Source organism: Bradyrhizobium sp. WSM4874, assembly GCF_055811835.1.
In genome coordinates this window covers 107,099-113,365 of the sequence record NZ_JBVVPR010000003.1, presented here as the reverse complement: position 1 = coordinate 113,365, position 6,267 = coordinate 107,099, and the positions used below count along the sequence as shown (strand labels likewise).

The following is a 6,267-nucleotide window of genomic DNA, read 5'->3' as shown; positions in this document are numbered from 1 at the left end:
GGGGGGTTTTTTTGGTGGGGGGGGGGGGGGGGCCGGGCGGCTAAACGCTGGCGCCATTCCCCCCCGCGCTGCCGCGGGCGTTTTACGGGTCCGGGGGGCGGGTTTAAAGCGGGGCCGCCGCTTCAGACATTTTCGGAGAGAGATCATGAAAGTAGCTCTTCACGCCTTGGCCGCGCCGGCACCCGCGCTACCAGCCTATGTCGCAAGCGGCAACGAATGCGCGCTGTTCGAGCATGCCTGTCGGCACCGGCTTCCGGTCCTGCTGAAAGGACCGACCGGTTGCGGCAAGACGCGTTTCGTCGCGCATATGGCGGCACGGCTGGGCTTGCCGCTCCACACCGTCGCCTGCCACGACGATCTCACCGCCGCCGATCTCACGGGGCGCCATCTGCTGAGAGGCGGCGACACCGTGTGGACCGACGGTCCGTTGACGCGCGCGGTCCGCGAGGGCGGCATCTGCTATCTCGACGAGGTGGTGGAAGCCCGCAAGGACGTCACCGTCGTGCTGCATCCGCTCACTGACGACCGCCGTATCCTGCCGCTGGAGCGAACCGGCGAGGAGCTCGTTGCTCCCGCGAGCTTCATGCTCGTTGTCTCCTACAATCCCGGTTACCAGACCCTGCTCAAGGCGCTGAAGCCGTCGACGCGGCAGCGCTTCGTCGCCATCGAGTTCGGCTTCCTGCCGGCCGAGCAGGAGATTGCGGTGGTGTCGGCCGAGAGTGGGCTGCCGCCGGATCGCGTACGGCCGCTGGTCGCGCTTGCCGGACGTCTGCGGGCGCTGAAGGGGCATGATCTGGAGGAGGGCGTCTCGACCCGGCTCGTGGTGTATTGCGCGACCTTGATTGCGGCGGGAGTCTCGATCGCCGATGCGGTGCTCGCCGGCATGATCGAGCCGCTGACCGACGATTCCGAGGTCAAGGCGGCGCTGCTGGACGTCGCGCGCGCCGTGATTGCCTGAGCCAGATCCCATGCTTGACTTCCTCGAACTGGAGGAGACGGTCGGCCGCGCCTGGCACCGGATGGTCGGCGGCACCGCGAGCTATCCGGTTCACGATGATCACGCGGTCGCGCTTGCGGAGGTGAGAGGCCGGCTCGCGGTGATGTTCCGTGCGCTTGGCGGTGAGACGGGCGTTCAGATCGCGAGCGCAGGCGCACGCAGGGCGGGCCATCGGCTCGGCTGGCGGCAACGCATCGGCCTTGGAGACGAACGTCTCGAACAGCCGGGCCGCGGCGCTACGACCATCTTCCTCCCCGACCGCATTGCGATATTTTCCGACCGCGATCTCAACGCATGCCTCTATCGCTGGCTTGCGGCGTGGTTCGCGGTCGCGCCGATCGAGACGATCACGGAGCATGATCCGCTGCGGCGGGACCTTCTGGTCTTGCGCCGGGCGAGCGAGACGGCGGTCTTCGTGCTCACGCAGTTTCCCGGGCTCGCTGCTGATTACGCGCGGCTCGCCGCCGCAACTGCCGAAGCCCGGCCGCGACGTCCGTTGCCGCGTCTTGAGCAGGAGATCGAGCGGATCGTGCTGGCCTTGCTCGGGACCGGAAAGGCGCCCGCAGGTCAGCTGTGGCCGGCGATGATGGGGACAGGTCCGCTGCCGGACAAGGCGCCGCCGGGCTATCGCTCGGTCCTGCCGTGTCCGCTCTGGGGCGATTGCTGGACGCGCGAACTCTCGCCGGTGCATGCGGGCGACGACGCGTGCGCACCGGGCGCGGGGGCCGCCGCCGAGGACAGTCGCAAGCGCTTTGCCGTGCGCGAGCGCGAGGACAACGCCAACCGCCGCGATCCCTTCGTGCTCAACCGCTTCGAAAAGATTCTCGCAATGGCCGAGATGGTCAATGTCGACCGTCCGGCTGACGACAGCGAGGACGAGGATGCGCAGAAGGCCGCCGACGATCTCGAGGAGATGACGCTGAGCCGGCGCAGCGGCAAGCCGGCGAGCCGGCTCAAATTCGATCTCGACCTGCCGCCGGAAGCCCTCGATGCGTCGCCGCTGAACGCAGACCTCACCTATCCCGAATGGGACTACCGCAGCAGCTCCTACCTGCCCGATCACTGCCGCGTGCTCGCGGGCGCCGCATCCGAGACCGGCGAGACCTGGTCGCCCGACGAGTCCATGCGCCGGCATATCCGTCAGGTGCGGCGGCGCTTCGAGATCTTGCGGCCGCGCCACGAATTGATGCGCGCCCAGGCCGACGGGCACGACCTCGACCTCGACGCGCTCGTGCGCGCCCGCTGCGATCTTCGCGCCGGCAGCGGCGGCGGTCTCGATCGCATCCATGTCGCGATGCGCCCGCAGGGGCACGATCTCGCCGTCACGTTGCTTGTCGACGTCTCGCTCTCGACGGACGCCTGGGTCGACGGCCATCGCGTGCTCGACGTCGAGAAGGAGGCGCTGCTGGTACTCGCGCATGGCCTGTCGGCCTGCGGCGACCATCACAGCATCCTGACCTTCACCTCGCGCCGGCGGTCCTGGGTGCGGCTCGAAACCGTCAAGGCCTTCGGCGAGCCGATGAGCGGGGCAGTGGAGCGTCGTATCGGAGCGCTGAGGCCCGGCTATTACACGCGGATCGGCGCGGCGGTGCGCCACGCCTCGGCCGCACTCGCCCGTCAGCCGCAGCGCAAGAAGCTGCTTCTCGTCCTCACCGACGGCAAGCCGAACGATGTCGATCATTACGAAGGCCGCTTTGCGGTCGAGGACACCCGCAAATCGGTGCAGGAGGCGCGCCGGCTCGGCATTGCCGCCTTCGGCGTGACGGTGGACGCAACCGCGCAATCCTATTTCCCGACGCTGTTCGGGCGTGGCGGCTACGCCATCGTCGGCAATATCCGCCGACTGCCTGCGGCGCTGCCGGCGATTTACCGGCAGGTGGCGCATTGAATCAGGAAAAGGTGCGGCGTCCCGTTCTCGGGTGAGCTATTGCCCATGGGGTGGGTATATGATCGAATGGCGGGATGGACCAGGGCCGGCTGAAACCCGATCTGATCATCTTCGACTGCGACGGCGTGCTGGTGGACAGTGAGCTGTTGAGCTGTCGGTGCCTGTCCGACGCGCTGGCCGAATGTGGCATCTCGCTGAGCCCGGAGCAGGCGCTCGAACTCTTTCTCGGACGCAGCACCAAAGCGGTCGAGCAGCATTATCGGGATCTCGGACAGGTCGTGCCGGACGGCTTTCTGCCGCGCTTGAAGTCGCATGTGTTGAGCACGTTCGCAGGCACGCTTCAGCCAATTTCCGGCGTCGCCGATGTGATCTCCGAATTACGCGTGCCGTTTTGCGTGGCTTCGTCCAGCGACATCGACCGTGTCGCGCTCTCCCTTGACGTCACCGGCCTCGCGCCACATTTCGGGGACCGGATCTACACCGCGCAGATGGTCAGGCACGGCAAGCCGGCGCCGGATCTCTTTCTCCATGCGGCCGAGCAGATGGGCGCGCAACCCGCGCGCACGCTGGTGATCGAGGACAGTGCGAGCGGCGTGCAGGCGGGGAAGGCGGCCGGCATGACGGTCTGGGGATTTGCCGGCGGCAGCCATTATCGCGGACGCGACGGGCAGGCTATATTGTCGGGCGCGGGGGCCGACCGGGTCTTCGCGCGCATGATCGATTTCTGGAAGGACGCCTGACGCCCCTCATGGCTGCTGAGAACGAAAAGTCCAGGCTCGATGACGCCGCGCGCGCCGGCTGGCTCTATTTCATTGCCGGTCACACCCAGGATGAGATCGCGAAGATGCTCCAGGTGTCGCGCGCGTCGGCGCAGCGGCTGGTGTCGCTGTGTCTCGCCGAACGGCTCATCACCTTCCGGCTCGAACATCCCATCGCCGCATGCATGGAATTGGCGGCGCGTCTGAAGGAGCGTTTCGAGCTTACCCATTGCGAGGTGGTGCCGGCGGATTCCGCCGCGCCGCAGGCCACAGCGGGCATTGCCGAACGCTGCGCCAATCTGCTCGATTCCACCCTGCGTTCAGAAACGCCCGTCATCGTCGCGCTCGGCACGGGACGGGCGGTGCGTGCCGCGGTCGAGCGCGTCACGCCGATCGACCGGCCCAACCACCAGATCGTCTCGCTGGTCGGCAATATCTCCGCCGACGGTTCGGCGAGCTTCTACGACACCGTCGGCCGGCTCGCCGACCGCACCGGTGCGCGGCACTATCCGATGCCGCTGCCGTTCCTGATGTCGTCCGAGGACGAGCGCAACAAGATGGTCCGGATCGAGCCGATCGCAAAGGTGAAGGCGGTCGCGGCCAAGGCGGATTTGCGCCTCGTCGGCATCGGCCAGATGGATCAGAAGGCGCAGGTCCATGTCGACGGCTTCGTCACCCGCGACGAACTGTTCGAGATGATGCGGCAAGGGGCGATTGGCGAGATCACCGGCTGGGCCTACGATTCCAAGGGCCGTCTGCTGAAGGCCGGAACCAACAGGCGCCTGACCAGCATCCCGCCGGAGGTCCCGGCGAAGACCACGACGATCGGCGCAGCGGTCGGTGCGGCCAAGGTGCCGGCGATCGCGGCGGCTTTGAATGGACGGTTGATCAACGGGCTGATCACGGACGAGGCGACCGCGAGGGCGATTCTGGAGCGCTGAGGCGGTTTGTCGTTTCTGCGCGGGTGCGAGGCAGGGATTTCGCCGGCCCCGCCGCAGTCATCGTCCGCGAAGGCGGACGATCCAGTACGCCGCAGCGCCGCTTGAGGCAAACCCACAGACGGCACGGAGTACTGGATGCCCCGCCTTCGCGGGGGCATGACGGGGAGGGCGATGCACCAGCTCCCCGCATCGCAGCACTCACAAGTTGCCGAAACGCCCGCGCGCCTGCTTGACAATGGCCCGCCCTCAGTCGAACATACGCCCAACGCGTGGGCATATGCTCAAAAGCGCGATCCTAGGGAGGTCATCGTGAAACACGTCCTCGGCGCCGTCTGCGGCGCGTCTTGCCTGTTGCTGGCCGTCCCCGCGATGGCCGAAACGACCCTGACGATCGCCACCGTGAACAACGGCGACATGATCCGCATGCAGGGGCTGACGGCCGAATTCACCAAGAAGAACCCCGATATATCGGTCAAATGGGTGACGCTTGAGGAGAATGTGCTGCGCCAGCGCGTCACCACCGACATCGCTACCAAGGGCGGCCAGTTCGACGTCCTCACCATCGGCACCTATGAGGTGCCGATCTGGGCCAAGAAGGGCTGGCTGGTGCCGCTCGCCAATCTCGGCGCCGACTACGACGTCGCCGACCTCCTGCCCAAGATCAAGGATGCGGTCTCCGTTGACGGCAAGCTCTACGCCGCGCCGTTCTACGGCGAGAGCTCCATGGTGATGTACCGCACCGACCTGTTCGACAAGGCCGGCCTCAAGATGCCGGAAAAGCCGACCTGGGATTTCGTCGTCGACGCCGCCAAGAAGCTCACCGACAAGAGCGCCGGCGTCTACGGCATCTGCCTGCGCGGCAAGGCCGGCTGGGGCGAGAACATGGCGTTCCTCTCCGCCATGGCCAACTCCTATGGCGCACGCTGGTTCGACGAGAAGTGGCAGCCGCAGTTCAACACGCCGGAATGGAAGGCGACGCTCACGACCTATGTCGACCTGATGAAGCAGGCCGGACCTCCGGGTGCGAGCTCGAACGGCTTCAACGAGAACCTCGCACTGTTCAATGCCGGCAAGTGCGCGATGTGGATCGATGCCACCGTCGCGGCGTCCTTCGTCACCAATCCGAAGGACTCCAAGGTCGCCGACAAGGTCGGCTTCGCGCTGGCGCCCAACACCGGGCTCGGCAAAAACGCCAACTGGCTGTGGGCCTGGAATCTCGCGATCCCCGCCGGCTCCAAGAAGACGGAGGCGGCCGAGAAGTTCATCGCATGGGCAACGAGCAAGGACTACACCAAGACCGTCGCCGCGAAGGAGGGTTGGGCCAACGTGCCGCCGGGCACCCGAACCTCGCTCTACCAGAACCCTGAATATCTGAAGGTCGCCCCGTTTGCGAAGCTGACGCTGGCCTCGATCGATGCCGCCGATCCGAACAAGCCGACGGTGAAGCCGGTGCCCTACGTCGGCGTGCAATATGCGGCGATCCCCGAATTCCAGGGCATCGGCACGCAGGTGGGCCAGCAGTTCTCGGCCGCGCTTGCGGGATCGATGACGGTCGATGCCGCGCTCACCGCGGCGCAATCTTCAACCGAGCGCGAGATGAAGCGCGCGGGTTACATCAAGTGAACGCGAGCTCCCCCTCCTGAGTTCGGACTTGCGGCCATCCACCGCTCCAGATGGATGGCC

Annotated in this window: 5 protein-coding genes; all 5 read left to right on the top strand. The window is 66.6% G+C overall.

Features of this window, described 5'->3' with window-relative positions; all coding sequences use genetic code 11:
- The first annotated feature begins 145 nt into the window (after positions 1-145).
- The 5 genes from AC0L3P_RS04335 to AC0L3P_RS04315 all read left to right on the top strand — a co-directional run bounded on the left by AC0L3P_RS04335 (position 146) and on the right by AC0L3P_RS04315 (position 6,207).
- Positions 146-958: a CbbQ/NirQ/NorQ/GpvN family protein gene (locus tag AC0L3P_RS04335; protein ID WP_354206625.1), complete on the top strand. Its 813-nt coding sequence runs from the start codon at positions 146-148 to the stop codon at positions 956-958.
- A 10-nt stretch (positions 959-968) separates the two neighbouring features.
- Positions 969-2,885 carry a nitric oxide reductase activation protein NorD gene (locus AC0L3P_RS04330; protein ID WP_354206623.1) on the top strand — a complete coding sequence of 639 codons (1,917 nt, stop codon included), beginning with the start codon at positions 969-971 and terminating at the stop codon, positions 2,883-2,885.
- Between the two features lie 74 nt (positions 2,886-2,959).
- On the top strand, positions 2,960-3,625 hold the full coding sequence (locus AC0L3P_RS04325; protein WP_354206621.1) for an HAD family hydrolase: 666 nt from the start codon (positions 2,960-2,962) through the stop codon (positions 3,623-3,625).
- Positions 3,626-3,633: 8 nt separating this feature from the next.
- Complete coding sequence (locus tag AC0L3P_RS04320) at positions 3,634-4,584, top strand: sugar-binding transcriptional regulator (protein ID WP_275167643.1); 951 nt, start codon at positions 3,634-3,636, stop codon at positions 4,582-4,584.
- 309 nt (positions 4,585-4,893) lie between these two features.
- Complete coding sequence (locus AC0L3P_RS04315) at positions 4,894-6,207, top strand: ABC transporter substrate-binding protein (protein ID WP_275167642.1); 1,314 nt, start codon at positions 4,894-4,896, stop codon at positions 6,205-6,207.
- Positions 6,208-6,267: the final 60 nt, after the last annotated feature.